This window comes from Sulfitobacter sp. THAF37 (assembly GCF_009363555.1).
Taxonomy (GTDB): domain Bacteria; phylum Pseudomonadota; class Alphaproteobacteria; order Rhodobacterales; family Rhodobacteraceae; genus Sulfitobacter.
The window spans coordinates 311,717-328,714 of sequence record NZ_CP045372.1; the positions used below are offsets into that span (position 1 = coordinate 311,717).

Annotated in this window: 19 protein-coding genes; 10 read left to right on the forward strand and 9 right to left on the reverse strand. The window is 64.2% G+C overall.

Annotated elements, in window-relative coordinates; genetic code table 11:
- Positions 1-58: 58 nt before the first annotated feature.
- Positions 59-490, reverse strand: coding sequence for a thioesterase family protein (locus tag FIU94_RS01560; protein WP_216643255.1), 432 nt, complete (start codon positions 488-490; stop codon positions 59-61).
- Between the two features lie 362 nt (positions 491-852).
- Here FIU94_RS01560 and FIU94_RS01565 point away from each other — a divergent pair, with 362 nt between their 5' ends.
- Positions 853-1,239, forward strand: a complete 387-nt coding sequence (locus FIU94_RS01565; protein ID WP_152464115.1) for a hypothetical protein — start codon at positions 853-855, stop codon at positions 1,237-1,239.
- Here FIU94_RS01565 and rpsD read toward each other — a convergent pair.
- Positions 1,236-1,856 carry a 30S ribosomal protein S4 gene (gene rpsD / locus FIU94_RS01570; protein ID WP_152464116.1) on the reverse strand — a complete coding sequence of 207 codons (621 nt, stop codon included), beginning with the start codon at positions 1,854-1,856 and terminating at the stop codon, positions 1,236-1,238. The genes FIU94_RS01565 and rpsD overlap by 4 nt on opposite strands.
- A 280-nt stretch (positions 1,857-2,136) precedes the next feature.
- On the opposite strand from rpsD, the gene FIU94_RS01575 reads away from it, so the two are divergent.
- Both FIU94_RS01575 and FIU94_RS01580 read left to right on the forward strand, forming a co-directional pair.
- Complete coding sequence (locus FIU94_RS01575) at positions 2,137-3,213, forward strand: PAS domain-containing protein (protein ID WP_152464117.1); 1,077 nt, start codon at positions 2,137-2,139, stop codon at positions 3,211-3,213.
- Between the two features lie 8 nt (positions 3,214-3,221).
- Entirely contained in the window at positions 3,222-3,596 is a 375-nt protein-coding gene (locus FIU94_RS01580) for a response regulator (protein WP_152464118.1), read from the forward strand.
- Here FIU94_RS01580 and FIU94_RS01585 read toward each other — a convergent pair.
- Entirely contained in the window at positions 3,558-4,160 is a 603-nt protein-coding gene (locus FIU94_RS01585) for a DNA-3-methyladenine glycosylase I (protein ID WP_152464119.1), read from the reverse strand. The genes FIU94_RS01580 and FIU94_RS01585 overlap by 39 nt on opposite strands.
- 101 nt (positions 4,161-4,261) lie before the next feature.
- Between FIU94_RS01585 and FIU94_RS01590 the strand changes: the two genes are divergently transcribed.
- From FIU94_RS01590 to FIU94_RS01615, 6 genes are all read left to right on the forward strand, one after another.
- On the forward strand, positions 4,262-5,104 hold the full coding sequence (locus tag FIU94_RS01590; RefSeq protein ID WP_254702587.1) for an EAL domain-containing protein: 843 nt from the start codon (positions 4,262-4,264) through the stop codon (positions 5,102-5,104).
- Positions 5,105-5,236: 132 nt separating this feature from the next.
- Positions 5,237-6,412, forward strand: coding sequence for an acetyl-CoA C-acetyltransferase (locus tag FIU94_RS01595; protein ID WP_152464121.1), 1,176 nt, complete (start codon positions 5,237-5,239; stop codon positions 6,410-6,412).
- Between the two features lie 48 nt (positions 6,413-6,460).
- Positions 6,461-7,387 (forward strand): patatin-like phospholipase family protein, encoded by a 927-nt coding sequence (locus tag FIU94_RS01600; RefSeq protein ID WP_368407139.1) that lies wholly within the window; start codon positions 6,461-6,463, stop codon positions 7,385-7,387.
- Positions 7,388-7,425: 38 nt separating this feature from the next.
- Positions 7,426-8,148, forward strand: coding sequence for an acetoacetyl-CoA reductase (phbB, locus tag FIU94_RS01605; protein ID WP_152464122.1), 723 nt, complete (start codon positions 7,426-7,428; stop codon positions 8,146-8,148).
- A gap of 298 nt (positions 8,149-8,446) precedes the next feature.
- Positions 8,447-9,388: a transcriptional regulator GcvA gene (locus tag FIU94_RS01610; protein ID WP_152464123.1), complete on the forward strand. Its 942-nt coding sequence runs from the start codon at positions 8,447-8,449 to the stop codon at positions 9,386-9,388.
- Positions 9,385-10,251, forward strand: a complete 867-nt coding sequence (locus FIU94_RS01615; RefSeq protein WP_152464124.1) for a DMT family transporter — start codon at positions 9,385-9,387, stop codon at positions 10,249-10,251. Before FIU94_RS01610 ends, FIU94_RS01615 begins: the two co-directional genes overlap by 4 nt.
- On the opposite strand, the gene FIU94_RS01620 is transcribed toward FIU94_RS01615, so the two are convergent.
- The 3 genes from FIU94_RS01620 to FIU94_RS01630 all read right to left on the reverse strand — a co-directional run bounded on the left by FIU94_RS01620 (position 10,248) and on the right by FIU94_RS01630 (position 11,487).
- Positions 10,248-10,412 (reverse strand): YdcH family protein, encoded by a 165-nt coding sequence (locus FIU94_RS01620; protein WP_152464125.1) that lies wholly within the window; start codon positions 10,410-10,412, stop codon positions 10,248-10,250. The genes FIU94_RS01615 and FIU94_RS01620 overlap by 4 nt on opposite strands.
- Positions 10,413-10,522: 110 nt before the next feature.
- The gene (locus FIU94_RS01625; RefSeq protein WP_152464126.1) at positions 10,523-11,275 is read right to left on the reverse strand and encodes a tRNA1(Val) (adenine(37)-N6)-methyltransferase; all 753 of its coding nucleotides are present in this window, start codon (positions 11,273-11,275) and stop codon (positions 10,523-10,525) included.
- Positions 11,272-11,487 (reverse strand): DUF2007 domain-containing protein, encoded by a 216-nt coding sequence (locus FIU94_RS01630; RefSeq protein ID WP_152466909.1) that lies wholly within the window; start codon positions 11,485-11,487, stop codon positions 11,272-11,274. The genes FIU94_RS01625 and FIU94_RS01630 overlap by 4 nt, the downstream gene beginning before the upstream one ends.
- Positions 11,488-11,542: 55 nt before the next feature.
- Here FIU94_RS01630 and FIU94_RS01635 point away from each other — a divergent pair, with 55 nt between their 5' ends.
- Positions 11,543-12,541, forward strand: coding sequence for a polyprenyl synthetase family protein (locus tag FIU94_RS01635; RefSeq protein WP_152464127.1), 999 nt, complete (start codon positions 11,543-11,545; stop codon positions 12,539-12,541).
- Here FIU94_RS01635 and FIU94_RS01640 read toward each other — a convergent pair.
- From FIU94_RS01640 to FIU94_RS01650, 3 genes are all read right to left on the reverse strand, one after another.
- Positions 12,534-13,424, reverse strand: a complete 891-nt coding sequence (locus FIU94_RS01640; RefSeq protein WP_254702588.1) for a 4-(cytidine 5'-diphospho)-2-C-methyl-D-erythritol kinase — start codon at positions 13,422-13,424, stop codon at positions 12,534-12,536. The two genes, FIU94_RS01635 and FIU94_RS01640, sit on opposite strands and share 8 nt — an antisense overlap.
- A 7-nt stretch (positions 13,425-13,431) precedes the next feature.
- A complete protein-coding gene (locus FIU94_RS01645; RefSeq protein ID WP_152464128.1) occupies positions 13,432-15,147 on the reverse strand; it encodes a tetratricopeptide repeat protein in 1,716 nt (571 codons plus the stop codon).
- A gap of 141 nt (positions 15,148-15,288) precedes the next feature.
- Positions 15,289-16,941, reverse strand: coding sequence for an electron transfer flavoprotein-ubiquinone oxidoreductase (locus FIU94_RS01650; protein WP_152464129.1), 1,653 nt, complete (start codon positions 16,939-16,941; stop codon positions 15,289-15,291).
- Between the last annotated feature and the right edge of the window lie 57 nt (positions 16,942-16,998).

The window sequence follows — 16,998 nt, forward strand, 5'->3', positions numbered from 1 at the left end:
GGCGAGGTCCTCTTGCTTTGGCGGGTCAGCCCGGTGATGCATGACCTGTGCCGCGGGGTCAATCCTGCGGGCTGTCGCCTTTTGGCAGGCAAGCCTCCAGCGCCTGCCGAACATCGTCCGGCCAAGGGATGGAGATGTGCTTGTCGAGGTCCGAGGCCGCCAGGACCTGGGTGCTGGACCAGCGTTTCTCGCCGTTGCAGCTGATCTCGTGGTACATCGTGACCGAAGAGCGACCGACTTTCCTGACGTGGACTTCGAAGGTCAGCTCTTCGCCGAAGAACGAAGGGCTGGAAAAGTCCGAGGACAGGTGGACCGTCGGCGTGCCCCAGCGTTCCTCCCAGATGATGCGGTGCCAGGGCCATCCGAGATGCAGCCAGAATTCTTCGTTCACACCGTTGAGAATGTTGAGGTAGGACGGAAAATAGGCGGTGCCGGATATGTCGCAGTCGCCGAAGTTCAGCATACGGGTGGTCTTGAACGGTACTTGCATCGGTGGGTCCTCCATTGGGAAGGCTTTCTACACGCGGCGGTCCGGCTTTCCCATCCTCAAAAGAAGACATGTCAAAAATGACATGTCTTCTTTGGCGTTTCGAAAAGGCGGCCACCCGGCCTGTCCTGAAGCCGCTCCATGGGAAGGCGTGAGTGATGCAAGATGCGTTTGGGCGTGCCTCGCGAAGCGCCTGTTTGGGTGCCGCGCCCTGCCCCCCCACGCGCACATCGCCCGATCAAGAGCACCGGCGGACCCGCCCACTGGTCCGGTTAACTCCGTCTTCACCCTCTCTCACTACCCAAAAGAAGACATGTCAAAAATGACATGTCTTCTTTCTCAAACGGCGGCGGAGGCGACCGGACATGCTGACCTACAGACCCGATAAGTTCGAAAAGATCTACCATACCGCTGACGGGGCCGCGCTTTGGGCATTCCTGCACCAGCCCGACATCCTCTTGCGCATGGAAACAGCAACCTACCTCGGCCGCCCGGCGGTCGAACCCCTGTCTCCCGCCCTGCTGGCACGGTTCGGCGCCGTGATACATGAACGGCAGATCAGGCAGATGATCGGCCACATGGTGCGGCAGATCATGGAAGCGCGCGGCTACCTGCTGGACCGCAGCGGCGTCCGCATCCGGCGGCGGGGCAACCTGTTCTTCAGCGGCAGCCGCTACCGTCTGCCCGAACAGAAAAAGGCCGCGCCAACTGGTGGCGCGGCCTTTCCGGAATGGACTGGCGAAAAAGCTTAGTTCTTCGCGTAGAATTCGACGACCAGGTTCGGTTCCATCATCACCGGATAGGGCACGTCGCCCAGCGCGGGTGTGCGAACGAACGTCGCGGTCATCTTGGAGTGGTCCGCCTCGATGTAATCGGGCACGTCGCGCTCGGGCAGCTGGGTGGCTTCCAGCAGCGCGACCATCTGCTTGGACCGGTCGCGGACCTCGATCACGTCACCCTCTTTCACGCGGTAGGAGGGGATGTTCACCTTGCGACCGTTCACGCGGACGTGTCCGTGGTTCACGAACTGGCGCGCGGCGAACACGGTCGCCACGAACTTGGCGCGGTAGACCACGGCGTCCAGGCGACGCTCCAGCAGACCGATCAGGTTCTCACCGGTGTCGCCCTTGACGCGCTCGGCTTCACCATAAATGCGGCGGAATTGCTTTTCGGTCAGGTCGCCGTAGTAGCCTTTGAGCTTCTGCTTGGCGCGCAGCTGAATGCCGAAATCGGAAAGCTTGCCCTTGCGGCGCTGGCCGTGCTGGCCGGGGCCGTATTCGCGGCGGTTGACCGGGGACTTCGGACGGCCCCAGATGTTTTCGCCCATGCGGCGGTCGATCTTGTGCTTGGCAGCGGTGCGTTTGGTCACGGCTGTTCTCCTTTATAAGGCCCCGAGGGGCGGTAAAGGGCGTTGTCCTCTGGGTTTCCCCCGACAGGCATCCCCTTGCGGGGGCCACCAACACCAATGAAGCCGCGCTTATACGGGCGCGCCGCGGCGAGTCAATGCATGAATTCCCAAAGAACGCCTGCTTGACTTCCCCCCCGCTTCACCTAATTCGCTCAAAGCCGTCATGCTCTTGTCCAATCGGCAGCGTGGGATGGTAGAAAGTGACCCGGCAACCAGTGACCCACGACGCGTTGAGACCAAAATGAGTGAAGATGAGAAAAGACAGGCACACCGGGCATTCGACGACAGCCCGAAGCGTTTTCGCGAGAAACATGCCGACGACCAGTTTTCCGGAGCCTCCGGGGTTCTGTTCGAACAGGCCATGGCCCAGACCCGTATGGCGATCTGTCTGTCGGACCCCAATGCCGAAGACAGCCCCATCGTCTTTGCGAACCGCGCCTTCATCGAGCTTACGGGCTACGACGAGCAAGAGATCGTAGGCCGCAACTGCCGGTTCCTGCAGGGGCCGGAGACCGATCCGGCGGCGGTCCGGCGCATTCGCACCGCGCTGGAAAGCGAATCCGTCATCGTTGTCGAACTGGTGAACTACCGCAAGAACGGCGAGAAATTCTGGAACGCGCTGCACCTCGGTCCGATCTACAACGAAAACAACGAACTGCTCTATTATTTCGGCAGCCAGTGGGACGTCTCGGATGTGCATGCCGCGCGCGCCGAGGAAGCGAACGCCAAGGCGATGTCGCGCGAGCTGTCGCACAGGATGAAGAACATGTTCTCGGTGATCGCCTCCATCGTCTCGATCACGGGCCGGATGGAGGGGGCGCCCCAAATCGCGGATACCATCAACCAGCGCATCCGCGCCCTGGGCCGCGCCTATGAACCCACGCTGGACGACGCCCGCCTCGGCGCAATCGAGGTCGGACAGGCGGTCCGGTCGGTGCTGTCGCCCTACGACCCCGAACAGGAACGGATCGAGTTCGACGGGAACGGCCTGCGGGCCGAGGCCAACGTGGTGTCGATCCTGGGCCTTTCCCTGCATGAACTGGCCAGCAATGCGATGAAATACGGCGCCCTGGCCGGGGATCACGGCAGGGTCAGGGTCGCCTGGCGGCTGGACGGGGATACCGCCGTCGGCGAGGCCCGGCGGTTATCGCTGGAATGGACGGAAACCGGGGGCGCCACGCCGGAGCGCCGCGAAAGCTCCGGCGGCACCGGACACAGCATCGTGGAAACGCTGCTGCGCTCTGCCGACGGTGGAATTGAATACGACTGGCGGCCCGAAGGGCTACACGCCCACATTACCTTGCCGCTGATATACTAGGAGACCAGATGCCCGAAACGATGAACAGTGTGCGGGGTTGCCGAAAGCGAATACTCGTCCTTGATGACGAGGCGCTGATCCTGATGGACCTTGAGTTTTCCCTGGCGGATGCCGGGTTCACCCCCGTCACTGCAAGCTCGGCGGAGCGCGCACTCGCCCTTATCGAGGAGGATCGGCCCGATGCCGCGGTGCTCGATGTGAACCTGGGGCGGGGCAACACCTGCGAGCCGGTCGCGGCCAGGCTCAAGGATATCGGCGTCCCCTTCGTGCTGCATACCGGCGATCTGGATCGCCAGGGCGAGATGGTGACACGGTTCGAAGTCCCCATCGTGGCCAAACCGTCCTCACCCGAAGAGATCCGGCAGGCGATCCTCAGCCTTTAGTGCCATGTCCGCCACCGGCCCGTGCCGGTGGCAGGTCACGATGTGATCGTTGACCAATCCGCAGGCCTCCATCCAGGCATAGACGATGGTGGGACCGCAGAACTTGAAACCCGCCTTCTTGAGGTCCTTCGACACCTGCGCCGACAGCGGTGTCTGCGGCGGGACGTCCGCCTGCGTGGCAAATCGGTTCTGCAGCGGCACGCCCTGCACGTAGCGCCACACGAATTCCGCAAACCCTTCGCGGGCCTCGATCTGCTGCCAGGCGCGGGCGTTGGCGATGGCCGCCTCGATCTTGCCCCTGTGGCGTATGATGCCCGGATCCTGCAACAGACGGTCGACATCGGCCGCCCCCCATCCGGCGATGCGGTGGGGATCGAACCCTTCAAAGGCGGCGCGGAAATTCTCGCGTTTCTTCAGGATCGTGATCCAGCTCAGCCCGGCCTGAAAGCCGTCCAGGATCAGCTTTTCCCACAGCGCCCTGCTGTCGTATTCCGGCACGCCCCATTCCGTGTCGTGGTAGGCGATATATACCGGATCGTCCCCGGCCCATGCGCAGCGTTCCATCACCGCTCCCCCGTCCAAAAAATTAACGCAAATTCGCCCCTTAAAGCGCCGTTATCACTTTGCCGGACATGTTGGCGCAGACCTTGGGGAAAGTACATGCCGTGACAACCAGACAGAAACACCTACGGGCCGACGTGCCCGCCGATGCCGTCAGCCCGCTGGTCCATGCCGTCAGCGCGCGCGACCGCAGAACGCTCGACATGGTCCGCGACGCCGTCGCGCATGGGGAAACGCTGCTGGCCTATCAGCCTGTGGTCTCGGCCAAAGCGCCCGAAACCATCGCCTTTTACGAAGGGCTGATCCGGGTTCTGGACGCAACCGGGCGTGTCATTCCGGCGCGGGAGTTCATGCCGGTGATCGAGGACACCGAGCTTGGCCGCCAGATCGACGTGATCGCCCTGCGCATGGGGCTGACCGCGTTGCAGCGCCACCCGTCCCTGCGGCTGTCCATCAACATGTCCGCCCGATCCATAGGTTACAAGGAATGGAGCCGCCTGCTCCACCGCGTCCTCGGCCGCGATCCTACCCTGGGCGAACGGCTGATTCTGGAGATCTCGGAAAGCTCGGCCATGACCGTGCCGGAACTGGTAGTGGACCTGATGGATGAACTGCAGCCGCGCGGCGTCTGCTTTGCCCTGGACGACTTCGGCGCAGGTCAGATCGCGATCCGCTATTTCAAGGACTTCCTCTTTGACGTGATCAAGATCGACGGCCAGTTCATCCGTGGTATCGCGCATGACGCGGACAACCGGGCGCTGACCGGGGCGCTGGTATCCATTGCGCGGCATTTCGACATGCTTACCGTGGCCGAAAACGTCGAAACCGCGCGCGACGCCGCCACCCTGGCCGCCCTCGGCCTTGACTGCATGCAGGGATATCATTTCGGCGCACCGACGACCCGGCCCGGCTGGCAGGCCGCGCTGGGGCGAAACGCGGCCGGATAGATCCTTAGACGTAGGTTCAGTTGCCGCCTGTGGGTCCATGAGATATGACGTTTCCAGAGGGCAGAGGAGTCGCGGCATTCACCCCCGCCGCGGGAACACGCTTCTGCACAACACAGAGAGGAACGCTATCTCATGACCAATGTCGTCATTGCATCTGCCGCGCGCACGCCTGTGGGCAGCTTTGGAGGTTCATTCGCCAACACGCCGGCCCATGATCTGGGCGCCGCCGTGCTCCGGGAACTCATCGCCCGTGCGGGCGTCGATGCTGCCGACGTGTCGGAAACGATCCTTGGCCAGGTGCTGACCGCCGCACAGGGCCAGAACCCTGCCCGCCAGGCCCATATCAACGCCGGTCTGCCGACCGAATCCGCCGCATGGTCCATCAACCAGGTCTGCGGCTCCGGTCTGCGCGCCGTGGCACTGGCGGCCCAGCACATCCAGCTTGGGGATGCGTCCATCGTCGCGGCGGGCGGTCAGGAAAACATGACCATGTCGCCGCACGCGCAGAACCTGCGCGCAGGTCAGAAGATGGGCGACCTGCAATTCATCGACACGATGATCAAGGACGGTCTGTGGGACGCCTTCAACGGCTACCACATGGGCCAGACCGCCGAAAACGTCGCCGAGAAATGGCAGATCAGCCGCGACGCGCAGGACGAATTCGCCGTCGCATCGCAGAACAAGGCCGAAGCCGCCCAAAAGGCCGGGAAATTCCAGGACGAAATTGTCGCCTTCACGGTCAAGGGCCGCAAGAGCGACACGGTTGTCGACAGCGATGAATACATCCGCCACGGCGCCACGATCGAAGCCATGCAGAAACTGCGCCCCGCCTTCACCAAGGACGGCTCCGTGACCGCGGCCAACGCCTCGGGCCTCAATGACGGTGCCGCCGGTGCCCTGCTGATGAGCGCGGATGAAGCCGAGAAGCGCGGCATCGAACCGCTGGCCCGGATTGCATCCTATGCCACTGCCGGTCTGGACCCGTCGATCATGGGGGTCGGCCCGATCTACGCCAGCCGCAAGGCGCTGGAAAAGGCCGGCTGGAAGCCCGAGGACCTGGATCTGGTGGAAGCCAACGAAGCCTTCGCCGCACAAGCCTGTGCCGTGAACAAGGACATGGGCTGGGATCCGTCGATCGTCAACGTCAACGGCGGCGCCATCGCCATCGGCCACCCGATCGGTGCCTCGGGGGCGCGCATCCTCAACACCCTGCTGTTCGAAATGAAGCGCCGCGGTGCCAAGAAAGGTCTTGCAACCCTGTGTATCGGCGGTGGCATGGGTGTCGCCATGTGTCTCGAACGCCCCTGAACGGGCTATCGGCGCGGCCTGTCACCCGGGCCGCGCCGGCTTTTGTCGATGTCTGCACCGAAGTCTCACGCATTTGAACAACTGGTCTGCTCGGGCGGCGGGACGCGCTGTTGCTGGCAGGGCGGCTGGCTGGACGTCGTGCGGGACGAGATCGGCCTGAACCCGGACCGCATCACCGGCGTCAGCGGCGGCGCGGGAACCGCGGCTGGCTTCATCACCCGGCGCGGCAGGATGTTTCTAGATGGCCTGTGCAGCGCATTCAGCGATCTGGAAAGCAACATGGACCCCCACGCCATCGGCGAGGACGGATGGAGCCCGCACCAGAGGATGTACCGCGAGGTTGCCGCCGATATCTTCGACGCGTCCGCCATGGCGGAGGTGGCCGATGGCCCGCCATTTCAGATATTGATCGGCCACCCGCCCGCAGGGGCGCTGGCGCGGCTGACGGGCACCGCGGCGACACTGGCCTATGAGGCCGAGCTGCACCTGATCGGCAGCCCCCATTTCGACTGGGCGGAAAAGATCGGCGTGACGAGTACGCTGGTCGACGCGAGGCAGGCCGCGGCGGAAGGCAAGCTGGCCGAACTGATCTGCGCCGCCGCCGTGATCCCGCCCCTGTTCGAGCCGCCGCTTTGGGACGGCAAGCCGGTGATCGACGGCGGCATGGCCGACCAGGCCCCGATGCCGCAGCCGGATCAGGGACGTACGCTGATTCTGCTGACCCGCCCCTACGACCGGATCCCCCAGATCGAACAACGCAGCTACATCAGTCCGACGAAGAGGTCGAGGCCGACAAGATCGACTTTACCGACCCGTCCAAGCTGCGCCGGACATGGGAAGCCGGCGAAGCGGACGGGCGCAAATACCTGTCAAAGCTCAGCGATGGCACAAATTGAACAGCGCGTGTCCCTTCGCTGTTGCCAAGCCATGACAAGCCGCCTAAACGGGTTGTGGTTGAAACAAAATTGCGTCTGATAGATGCATATCGAAATATCGTTACCGGAGGAAATAGAATGTCCCGTGTCGCACTTGTAACAGGCGGTAGCCGCGGAATCGGCGCTGCCATCTCGAAAGAACTGAAGGATGCAGGCTATTCCGTCGCCGCGACCTATGCCGGCAATGACGACGCCGCAGCCGAATTCACCAAGGAAACCGGGATCAAGACCTACAAGTGGAATGTGGCCGACTATGAGTCTTCCAAGAACGGGATCGCGCAGGTCGAATCCGACCTCGGCCCGATCGAAGTGGTGGTCGCCAATGCGGGCATCACCCGCGATGCGCCGTTTCACAAGATGACGCCGGAACAATGGCACCAAGTGATCGACACCAACCTGACCGGCGTGTTCAACACCATCCACCCGGTCTGGCCCGGAATGCGCGAGCGCAAGTTCGGCCGGATCGTTGTGATATCTTCGATCAACGGGCAGAAAGGCCAGTTCGCGCAGGTCAACTATGCCGCGACCAAGGCAGGCGATCTGGGCATCGTGAAGTCGCTGGCGCAGGAAGGCGCGCGTGCCAACATCACCGCCAACGCGATCTGTCCGGGCTACATCGGAACGGACATGGTCATGGCGGTGCCGGAGAAGGTCCGCGAATCCATCATTGCGCAGATCCCCGCAGGCCGCCTGGGCGAGCCCGAGGAAATCGCCCGCGCGGTCAAGTTCCTCGTCGCGGATGACGCGGGCTTCATCAACGGCTCCACCATTTCGGCGAATGGGGCGCAGTTCTTCGTCTGAAGCCGGTTCTTCAACCGGACGCTGGCCGGCTCGAAAGAGCCGGCCATTTTCGTTCCGGCGGCGCGTTCAGCCCGCGTCGCGGTGAAACAGCCAGCCCCAGAAAGCGGTCATGGCAGCCCCTCGTGCGACATGCGCTTTGTCAAAGGCGCGACGGGCGGCGGCGTTCGTTGTGGCTTCGATCATGGGTTCAGTCCTTGGAATAGTTCAGATCGACTTGTCTAAATCTAATCTGATGCCCCGGCGCGCCTTTCACAAACGAGACTTTCCAACCCATCAGTTAAGGTATACTTGACTGACTATGGTCAGCCGCCTGCCCCCGCTCACCGCCTTGAGCGCCTTTGATGCCGCCGCGCGCCACATGTCCTTTGCCAAGGCGGCAGAGGAATTGAACGTAACGCCCGCCGCGCTGAGCTTTCAGATCAAATCTCTTGAAGAGCATCTGGGCACCGCGCTGTTCCGTCGCCTGAACCGACAGGTGGAACTGACCGATGCGGGCCGCGCACTGGCACCGGATGCGCAAGCCGGGTTCGAAACGCTGTTGCGGGGCTGGCGTGCGGCGCAGCGCACTCAGGACCATCAGTCCCTGACCGTGACCGCCGGACCTGCCTTCACCGCCAAATGGCTCGCCCCGCGCCTGTTCCAGTTCGCACAGGAACACCCCGAGATCGAACTGCGCTTTTCCGCCACGCTGCGTCTGGTGGACTTTGCCCGCGACGACGTTGACGTGGCCATCCGCTTTGGCACCGGGCCTGACCCCGGTGTGTATTCACTGCCGCTGGCCGACGAATGGCTGACACCGGTGATGTTGCCGGACCTCGCCGCGCGCTACCCCGAACCGTCCGACCTGCGCGACGCCGTGCTGATCGGCGACGAATCGATGAACTTCCTGGACCCGTCCGCCGATTGGAACGACTGGTTCGCGGCCCTGGGTCTGCCCCCGGTCAAGCCGACGGGCCCGCGGTTCTCGCAGGCCGACCACGCGGTCGATGCGGCACTGGCAGGCATCGGCGTGGTCCTGGGCCGCCGCGCCCTGGTCATCAAGGAACTGGCGGAGGGCCGTCTGGTCGCCCCCTATGGCTGCGCCCTGCCGTCAGGCGGCCGGTTCCGCTTTCTCTGCCCCGAGGGAGCAGAGAACCGGCCCCAGATTGCCGCCTTCCGGGACTGGATCCTGCGCGAGATTGACAAGACCGCCCATATCGCTGATGCCATGACCATTCTGAAAAGGGCGGAGCAGACATGACCCGGACAACCGCGACCGCCGTGGGTTTCATTGCGGTCCTGATGTGGGCGCTGCTCGCCTTGTTTACCGTCGGCTCCGAACCGACACCGCCGCTGCTGCTCAACGCCTTGTGTTTCGCCATCGCTGGCGCGCTGGGGCTGCTCTGGGTGGCGGCCACCGGCACGATGGCGGCGCTGCGACGCGTCCCGATGCGGGTCTACGTTTTCGGGACGCTGGGGCTGTTCGGGTATCATGCCCTTTACTTTTCGGCCCTGCGGCTGGCCCCTGCGGCCGAGGCCGGGCTGATCGCCTATCTCTGGCCGTTGTTGATCGTGATCTTTTCAGGCCTCCTGCCGGGCGAACGGCTGCGCAGCGGCCACATGCTGGGCGCGCTGCTGGGGTTCGCCGGGGCGGCGCTGATCATAACCGGCGGCGGCCTGGGGTTCTCGCCCGAACATCTGCCGGGCTACATGCTGGCCCTGCTCTGCGCGCTGACATGGTCCAGCTATTCCGTTCTGTCGCGGCTGGTGGGCTATGCGCCGACTGCATCGGTCACGGTCTTCTGCCTGGCCTCCGCCGCGCTGTCGCTGCCGCTGCACCTGCTGTTGGAAGACACGGTATTGCCCGACACGGCCCTGGGCTGGGCGGCAATCCTCGGCCTGGGTGTCGGCCCCGTCGGGCTGGCGTTCTTTGTCTGGGACATCGGGGTCAAGCAGGGCGACATCCAGTTGCTGGGAACCAGTTCCTACGCGGCCCCGCTGCTGTCGACGGTCGTACTGGTCATCGCCGGGGTCGCCGCCCCCAGTTTCACGTTGCTGTGGGCGGCTTTGCTGATTACGGGCGGCGCAGGTGTGGCCGCCTATACGAGCATGAAAAGGCGCTAGGCCGAAAGGCGCGCGATTTCTTCCTTCAGGCGCAGTTTTTCCTTTTTCATGGTAGCCACTTCAAGATCATCAATGCCGGGCGAGCGCTGTGCATGCTCCACCGCATCGCTCATCGCCTTGTGTTTCCGCTTCAGGGTCTCCAGATGCGCGTCAAAAGCCATGTAATCCTCCATGTGATGAGTGGGTCCGAGAAGTGGACCACAGAACCGCGGCTCTGTCACGCCGCCACGCAGCATAGCGCCCAAAGTGGTAAAGGTTTGCTTAAAGCCGCTTAAAAGCGCAGCGCCGCACCGTTCCGCAGGGCCGCCTGCACGGCTGGAACATAGTCCTTGTTCGCCTCGGAATGTTGCGCGCCGGCGTGCAGGGCCAGCGCCGGATGCAGGCGGAACGCGCCGCGCCCGTTCTTGCGGGCGCGCAGGATCACACGCTCGGGGGCGCGGCCCTCACGGGCGGCCAGCGGCAACACCTCGACCGAACCGAGGTCGCCCGGAAGCGCACGTATCAGATCCGGCAGCCGCTCGATCCTCTGGATGAAATGCGCCTGGCCTTTGGGCGCGAGACGTTTCGCCGCAACCTTGACCCAGGTGGCCAGCGGCGTGCTCTCTCCGTGCGCGGCCTCCCGTGCCGCATGGTCCGACCGGACAGACGCGCCCCGGTCGTAATAGGGCGGATTGGCAAGCACATGGTCGAACTGCCGCTGGCGCAGCGCGACGGGCAGGTCGGCAACATCCGCCGTGAACACCTCCAGCGCGTCCCCTCCGTTGCAGCGGGCCAGCTCGGCCATGTCGGCCTGCAGTTCGACTGCCGCGAGATGCAGACCCGAAACCCTTGAATTCAGGCACATTATCGCGGTCCCGGCGCCGCAGCCCAGCTCCAGCACCCTCTGTCCGCTTGTGGCCGGAATGCTGGCCGCCAGCAGCACCGCGTCCACGCCCGCGCGGTAGCCTTGCCGCGGCTGCCACAGATGCAACCTGCCGCCGAGAAAGGCATCACGGGTCAGGTCGTTGTCGTCCGCCGGGGTCACAGGCCAAGGGGGATATCATTGTCGCGCAGCACCCTCAGGGCGGCGTCGTGATCGTCGGGATGGACCATCAGCCGTCGTGGAAATATCCCGATGCCGCCTTCGAGCACGCTCATATTTACGTCCATCTCAAAGCAGTCTATATCCTCCCCCCTGAGAAGGGCGGTGGCAAAGGCGATGGTCGTCATGTCGGTGCTGCGCAGAAGTTCCTTCATCACTGTGATCTGGGCCATCTAAGCCCATTTGTCGAGCCTTGGGTGAGGTCAAGTCATGAATATCGCGACAAAGGCAAAACCGCATGACAGGCTCGCCGCCTATCTGACCGAGGACATGGCCGCCGTCGGCGCCTTGATCCGCGAACGGATGGCATCGAAACATGCGCCGCGCATCCCCGAGGTCACGGCTCATCTGGTCGAAGCGGGCGGCAAGCGCCTGCGCCCCATGCTGACCCTCGCCGCGGCCCGCATGTGCGGCTATGACGGCCCCTACCATGTGCATCTCGCGGCCACGGTGGAGTTCATCCACACCGCCACCCTGTTGCACGACGACGTGGTGGACGAAAGCGCCCAGCGCCGCGGACGGCCGACGGCGAATCTCCTGTGGGACAACCAGTCTTCCGTGCTGGTGGGCGATTACCTTTTTGCGCGGTCTTTCCAGCTGATGACCGAACCCGGCTCCATGCGGGTGATGAAGATCCTGTCCAATGCGGCCGCCACCATCGCCGAGGGCGAAGTGTTGCAGCTGACCGCCGCCCGGAACCTCGCCACCGATGAAGAGGTGTACCTTCAGGTGGTGCGGGGCAAGACGGCGGCGCTGTTTTCAGCCGCGACAGAAGTGGGCGGTGTGATCGCTGGCGCGCCCGAGGACCAGGTGCGCGCGCTGTTCGACTACGGCGACGCGCTTGGCGTGGCGTTTCAGATCGTGGACGATCTGCTGGATTACCGCGGCCAGTCCAATGCCACCGGCAAGAACGTCGGCGACGATTTCCGCGAACGCAAGCTGACCCTGCCGGTGATCAAGGCAGTCGCCAGGGCCGATGCAGAGGAACGCGCCTTTTGGGTGCGCACCTTCGAGAAGGGCCGCCAGGAAGAAGGCGATCTGGACACCGCGCTTGCCCTGCTGGACCGGCACAACGCCCTTGCGGAGACCGAGCAGGACGCGATGGGCTGGGCGGATAAGGCCAAGGCGGCACTGCAGCCCCTGCCGGACCATCCGGTCAAGGCGATGCTGTCCGATCTCGCCGATTACGTGGTCAGCCGGATCAGCTGACCCGCGCGCGGGACAGCGGCTGCATATCGCCCAGTTGCGTGGCAGTCACCCACCAGTGCGGATGCCTGCCCGAGAGGCGCGCCGCCACCGTTTTCGCCGATGCCGCGTGATCGAAAAGCCCGAAACAGGTGGCGCCAGACCCTGACATGCGCGCCATGAGGCAGTCCCGCTCCGCCTCCAGCGCCGCCAGCGCATCGCCGATGGCGGGAACCAGAGACAGGGCGGGCGATTGCAGGTCATTGCGTTGCAGCTTCAGCCATGAGATCAGCTCGCCCCGGTTCAGGTCGGTCGGCACGCTCTGTGGCATTGGCGCGTTTTCAGGACAGACCAGCGCGCGAAAGACATCGGGCGTGGACAGGGCCACGCGCGGGTTCACCAGCACGGCATGCAAGCCGGGAAGATCGGGTATCGGCGTCAGTTTCTCGCCAATCCCGCGCATCCGTGCCGGACAGCAGGACAGGCAGACGGGAATATCGGCGCCGAGCGCCAGCAAACGACCGGCCAGATCATCGTCATCAAGGGCGGCGCCCCCTGCCGCCCGCAGCGCGCGCACCGCCGCCGCCGCATCGGCAGAACCGCCGCCGATGCCGGAAGACACCGGCAGGTTCTTTTCCAGCCGGAACCGGCCCCCTTCGGCCCCCGCAAGTGCCGCCGCCCGCAGCACCAGGTTCGACGGGCCGGAATCGAGCCCTTCGCCCTCCGCCCCCGAGACAGACAGAGAGAGCGGCCCGTCGGCAGTGAACTCCAGCCGGTCGCCCACATCCGCAAAAACCACGAGCGAGTCGAGCAGGTGATAGCCGTCGTCCCGGCGGCCGGTGACGTGCAGGGTCAGGTTGATCTTGGCGGGGGCGCGCACACGCACGCGCAGGGGATCGTCAGCCACCGGCCGCTCAGATGTCGCTGCTGGTTTTCAACGGCTCCGCGCCCTCTTCTTTCAGCACCGCGTCGAGCCCGATTTCCAGCTTGCGGCGGATACGTTCGGGGTCGGCCTCGCCATCGTCGTCTTCGGGGTCGATGAACGAGATCGCCCGCCGCCACTGGAACTCGGCCTCGCGCTCGCGCCCGACGGCCCAATAGACGTCGCCGAGGTGGTCGTTGACCACCGGATCGACAGCCTCCAGTTCCACCGCGCGCTCCATCTGGTCGACGGCCTCGTCATAGCGGCCCAGACGGTACAGCACCCACCCCAGCGAATCGACGATATAGCCTGAATCGGGGCTGGCGGCGACGGCGCGCTGGATCATGTCCAGCGCCTCTTCCAGGTTGCGCTGCTGTTCGACCAGCGAATAGCCCAGGTAGTTCAGCACCTGCGGTTGCTCGGGGTTGATGTCGAGCGCCGCACGGAAATCCGCCTCGGCCGCGTCGCTTTCGCCAGAGCGTTCATAGGCGATGCCGCGCGAATAGTAGAGCACCCAGCGCACCGGCGTGTCATCCGCCACCCGCTCGATGGCGGCGTCATAGGCCGCGATGGCGCCCTCCCAGTCTTCTTCTCCGCGCAGGATGTCGCCCAGGGTGGAATGCACCACAGCGAGGTCCCCATGGCTGCGCGCCAGCTGGTTCAACACCTCGATCGCCTGATCTGCACGGCCCGACCGGCGCAGCGCGCCCGCACGGCCCAATTCGGCGGCGTGATAGGTCGGATTGTCCGCCGGGACCGCCGCGAATTCCGCAATGGCCAGATCGTACTGGCCCAGGTTCTCCAGCAGTTCGGCGGTCAGCAGCAGCGCGTCCATATGGTCGGGGCGCAGGTAGCGCGCGACACGAGAATAAAGCAGTACGTAATAGTCGCCCGCGTCCTCGCTCTTGAGCGCGGCGGCAAAGGTAAAGAACACCTCGGCCATGCCGGCCAGCGGGTCGGGCACATGGGTGAACGGCACCGGTTCTCCGGCTTCCAGCGCGCGGATCAGATTATCCAGTTCCGGGTCGGTTCCGGCGCCGAAACTTGTCCGGATCAGGGTCAGCGCCTCTTGCGGTCTTTCAAGCTGCGCCAGGATCTCCGCATGGGCCATGACGCCCCGGCGGGTCTGACCGGCACCGCCGACGCGCCCCTCGCCAAAGATCTCCTCGGCCCCTTCGTAGTCGCCCACGCTCGCCAGAGCCAGAGCCTTGTGATACATCACCAGCCCCTGCATTCCCGGCTCTTCACTCAGCGTGTCAAAGGCCGTCATGGCAGACGTGACATCGCCCGCACCCATATAGGCCCAGGCCTTGACCAGCCCGTCGACCCAGGGGCCGATCCCGGTGGCGTCGCTGCCGCGGTCCAGCAGCGCCTGATAGTCGCCCTTCTTGGCCAGGTCGGCGGTCAGGACCAGCCGGGCCACCTGGCTGCGGTGGTTCTTCTCCTCAAGCGTGCGGGCCAGCGGCAACGCCTTTTCCACCTCTCCCAGCGACAGCAAGGCGAGGCTCCCGCTTTCCATCAGTTCGGCATTGGTAGGGTCCCGCGAAAGCGCCTCGGTGTAGTAGCGCGCCGCCGCCGCGTAATCGCTGGTGACAGCAGCATGCCGCCCCGCCAGATAAGCCCCCGCCACCGATTGCGCCTGCACCGGCGGCGTCAGCGCGGTCCCGGCGGCAAGGACGGCAACCGCACTCAGCACAAGTCTCAACATATCGCTACTGCCTCTCATCGGGAATTTGCGAAAGGCTATCAGGTCCAGCGCCAAGCGCAATGCCGCAGCCCCGCCATGACGCAGCTGTGAGCAAAGGCACGCGGACAGGAAAAAGGCGGGGTCCCCCCGCCCTTGCCCGCATCACATGTTCGGGTAGTTCGGCCCGTCACCGCCCTGCGGCGTGGTCCAGACGATATTCTGCTTGGGATCCTTGATATCGCAGGTCTTGCAGTGCACGCAGTTCTGGAAGTTGATGACAAAACGGTCCTCGCCGGTCTTGTCGTCCTTGACGAACTCGTAGACGCCTGCCGGGCAATACCGGGCCGACGGGCCATCGTATTCAGGCAGGTTCACCTTCACCGGAATGTCGGCGTCCTTCAGGGTGAGGTGCGCAGGCTGGTTTTCCTCGTGATTGGTAAAGGAGAACGAGACATTGGTGAGCCGGTCAAAGCTGAGCTTGCCGTCGGGCTTGGGGTAGTCGATCGGCTTGTGCTTGGAAGCCTTCTCGGTCGCTTCCGCGTCGGTTTTGCCGTGCCCCATCGTCCCCAGCAGCGAAAAGCCGAAGGTGTTGCACCACATGTCAAAGCCGCCGACCGCAAGCGATGTGGTCAGGCCGTACTTGGACCACAGCGGCTTGACGTTGCGCACCTTCTTGAGGTCGGCACCGATGGCGCCACCGCGCACCTCGTCCTCGTAGGCCGTCAGCTCATCCGCCGACCGCCCGGCCGAGATCGCCTCATAGGCTGCTTCCGCCGCGGCCTTGCCGGACAGCATGGCGTTGTGGTTGCCCTTGATGCGCGGCACGTTGACCATGCCCACGGAACAGCCCAGCAGCGCGACACCCGGCGCCACCATCTTGGGCATCGACTGATAGCCGCCCTCGGTGATCGCCCGCGCGCCATAGGCCACGCGCTTGCCGCCTTCGAGCAATTCCTTGACCATCGGATGATGTTTGAACCGCTGGAATTCCATGTAGGGAAAGACATGCGGGTTCTTGTAGCCAAGGTGAACGACGAAACCGACGTAAACCTGGTTGTTGTCGAGATGGTAGATGAAGGATCCGCCACCCGCGTTCTTGCCCAGCGGCCAGCCCATGGTGTGTGTCACCGTGCCTTCACGGTGCTTTTCGGGGTCGATCTCCCAGATTTCCTTCATGCCGAGGCCGTATTTCTGCGGCTCCTTGCCCTCGTCCAGGCCATACTTGGCGATCACCTGCTTGGACAGGCTGCCGCGCACGCCTTCGGACAGGAAGACATACTTGCCGTGCAGCTCCATCCCCGGCTCGTAGCTGGGGCCGGGCTCGCCGTCGGGACCGATCCCCATCTCGCCCGCGACGACGCCCTTGACCTCGCCGTTTTCACCAAAGACCAGTTCGGAACAGGCCATGCCGGGGAACACCTCGACGCCCAGTTCCTCGGCCTGTTCGGCCATCCAGCGGCAGACGTTGCCCATGGACACGATATAATTGCCGTGGTTGTTCATCAGCGGCGGCATGGGAAAATTCGGCACCCGCACCTTGCCCGCCTCGCCCAGCATGTAAAAGTTGTCTTCCTTGACCGGCACCGTCACCGGTGCGCCCTTTTCCTTCCAGTCCGGGATCAGCGCATCAAGGCCGCAAGGGTCCAGCACAGCGCCCGACAGGATGTGCGCGCCGACTTCCGATCCCTTTTCGAGCACCACGACATTGCAGTCGGCATCAAGCTGTTTCAGCCGGATCGCAGCGGAAAGACCCGCTGGCCCCGCGCCCACGATCACCACGTCGTATTCCATTGCTTCGCGTTCGATCTCGGCCATGCTCGGCGCTCCCTCCAAGGCAACATAAAAGTTTCAAAGTGGCTAAACCACGCCACG

Excerpts from the sequence above, each read along its gene's own strand:
- FIU94_RS01645 (WP_152464128.1), bottom strand. The coding sequence starts at position 15,147 with ATGTTGAGACTTGTGCTGAGTGCGGTTGCCGTCCTTGCCGCCGGGACC.
- FIU94_RS01600 (WP_368407139.1), top strand. The coding sequence starts at position 6,461 with ATGTCTGCACCGAAGTCTCACGCATTTGAACAACTGGTCTGCTCGGGC.
- FIU94_RS01565 (WP_152464115.1), top strand. The coding sequence starts at position 853 with ATGCTGACCTACAGACCCGATAAGTTCGAAAAGATCTACCATACCGCT.
- FIU94_RS01580 (WP_152464118.1), top strand. The coding sequence starts at position 3,222 with ATGCCCGAAACGATGAACAGTGTGCGGGGTTGCCGAAAGCGAATACTC.
- phbB (WP_152464122.1), top strand. The coding sequence starts at position 7,426 with ATGTCCCGTGTCGCACTTGTAACAGGCGGTAGCCGCGGAATCGGCGCT.
- FIU94_RS01650 (WP_152464129.1), bottom strand. The coding sequence starts at position 16,941 with ATGGCCGAGATCGAACGCGAAGCAATGGAATACGACGTGGTGATCGTG.
- FIU94_RS01595 (WP_152464121.1), top strand. The coding sequence starts at position 5,237 with ATGACCAATGTCGTCATTGCATCTGCCGCGCGCACGCCTGTGGGCAGC.
- FIU94_RS01560 (WP_216643255.1), bottom strand. The coding sequence starts at position 490 with ATGCAAGTACCGTTCAAGACCACCCGTATGCTGAACTTCGGCGACTGC.
- FIU94_RS01615 (WP_152464124.1), top strand. The coding sequence starts at position 9,385 with ATGACCCGGACAACCGCGACCGCCGTGGGTTTCATTGCGGTCCTGATG.
- FIU94_RS01610 (WP_152464123.1), top strand. The coding sequence starts at position 8,447 with ATGGTCAGCCGCCTGCCCCCGCTCACCGCCTTGAGCGCCTTTGATGCC.
- FIU94_RS01620 (WP_152464125.1), bottom strand. The coding sequence starts at position 10,412 with ATGGCTTTTGACGCGCATCTGGAGACCCTGAAGCGGAAACACAAGGCG.
- FIU94_RS01630 (WP_152466909.1), bottom strand. The coding sequence starts at position 11,487 with ATGAAGGAACTTCTGCGCAGCACCGACATGACGACCATCGCCTTTGCC.
- FIU94_RS01635 (WP_152464127.1), top strand. The coding sequence starts at position 11,543 with ATGAATATCGCGACAAAGGCAAAACCGCATGACAGGCTCGCCGCCTAT.
- FIU94_RS01575 (WP_152464117.1), top strand. The coding sequence starts at position 2,137 with ATGAGTGAAGATGAGAAAAGACAGGCACACCGGGCATTCGACGACAGC.
- FIU94_RS01585 (WP_152464119.1), bottom strand. The coding sequence starts at position 4,160 with ATGGAACGCTGCGCATGGGCCGGGGACGATCCGGTATATATCGCCTAC.